Genomic DNA, 1,530 nt, shown 5'->3' on the forward strand with positions numbered 1-1,530 from the left:
CAAAGCCGTGTAGTTAGCGGGGACGGCTGGCGGTCAAGGATTCGGGTCTTGGGCGTGTCGTGCGCGAATGGGTAGCGGAGCTCCGGTAGAAGAGGGCGTCCTCCAAGACATCCTCGACCCAGGGAGCTCCGCTGACTACCGATTCTGTCATCACCCGTGTCGTCACCGTCGCGGGAGGCCGGTTCGCCCCGGGTCATCTCGGCGAGCTGACCCGAATCGTGGGCTTCGACCTGGTCGACGCCGCATTGGCCGAGACTGGCAAGGTCCAGGCCCGGGTGCGTGATCTGCCCTCGCGGGTGGTGGTGTACCTGTTGCTGGCCGCCGGGCTGTTCGCCGAGGTGGGGTTCGGACAGGTGTGGCAGCGGATGATCGCCGGACTCGACGGGCTCGCGGTGGCCACCCCGACCGCCGGAGCGCTGGCCCAGGCCCGACGCCGGATCGGCCCGGCACCGTTGCGTGCCCTGTTCGACCTGCTTCGTGGCCCGGCCGCCGGCCTGGCCACGAAGGGCGTGTACTGGCGGGGGCTGCTGGTCACGGCCATCGACGGCACCATGATGTGCTGCCCGGACACCGTGGCGAATTTGCAGGTCTACCATCGCGGCGGCGGGTTTCACGGCGGCACCGGGTATCCGATGGTGCGCCTTCTCGCCCTGGTGGCGTGCGGCACCCGCACCGTGATCGACGCGACGTTCGGTGCCAGCAGCGTCGGGGAGACCACCTATACCCTCGACCTACTCCGGGGGATGCGCCGCGGGATGATCGTGCTGGCCGACCGCAACTTCGCCTCGCAGGCGTTGCTCGCCGCGGTCCGCGACACCGGTGCGCACCTGCTGGTCCGGGTCAAGAACAGTCGCAACCTCCCGGTCTGTGCCCGCCTGCCCGACGGCTCCTACCTGTCCCGGATGGGCCCGGTCGAGGTCCGTGTCCTGTGCTGCGAGATCACCATCACAACCAGCGCGGGGGCTCGCAGCGAGACCTACAAGCTGGTGACCACCCTCCTCGATCCCGACTGTCCCGCAACCGAAATCGTCCGCCTCTACCACGACCGGTGGGAGATCGAAACCGCGTTCCTGGAGCTGAAATCGACGATCCTCGGTGGCCGGGTGCTGCGCGCCCGCACCCCGCGCGGGGTCGAGCAGGAGATCTACGCGCTGCTCGTCACCTACCAGGCATTGCGCGTCGCGATCACCGACGCCACCCTCGGGTGCCCCGACGTCGATCCCGACCGTGCCAGCTTCACCATCGCCCTCAACGCGGCCCGCGACCAGCTCATTCACGCCGCAGGTGTCATCGAAACCACCGTCGTCGACCTCGTCGGCATCATCGGCGAACGCGTCCTCGACCACCTGATGCCCGCCCGACGATTACGAACCAACCCCCGCGTGGTCAAACGCGCGATCTCCAAGTTCGTCGCCAGCACTGCCCGCGGCCGCACCCGAGGGCCAAGCCTCAAGGCCACCATCGCCATCAACGTCTTCACCGACATCGACCCTTGACAACACAACCCACGCCTTAACTACACGGCTTTGG

1 protein-coding gene is annotated in these 1,530 nt (G+C 68.0%); it reads left to right on the plus strand.

The genetic code is table 11. The features are described from left to right. Positions 1–149 precede the first annotated feature (149 nt). The gene (locus ACFTZB_RS45570) at positions 150–1,496 is read left to right on the plus strand and encodes an IS4 family transposase (protein ID WP_378442580.1); all 1,347 of its coding nucleotides are present in this window, start codon (positions 150–152) and stop codon (positions 1,494–1,496) included. The last annotated feature ends 34 nt before the right edge of the window (positions 1,497–1,530 follow it).

It is taken from the genome of Rhodococcus sp. NPDC057014 (assembly GCF_042673295.1).
GTDB lineage: Bacteria > Actinomycetota > Actinomycetes > Mycobacteriales > Mycobacteriaceae > Rhodococcus_F.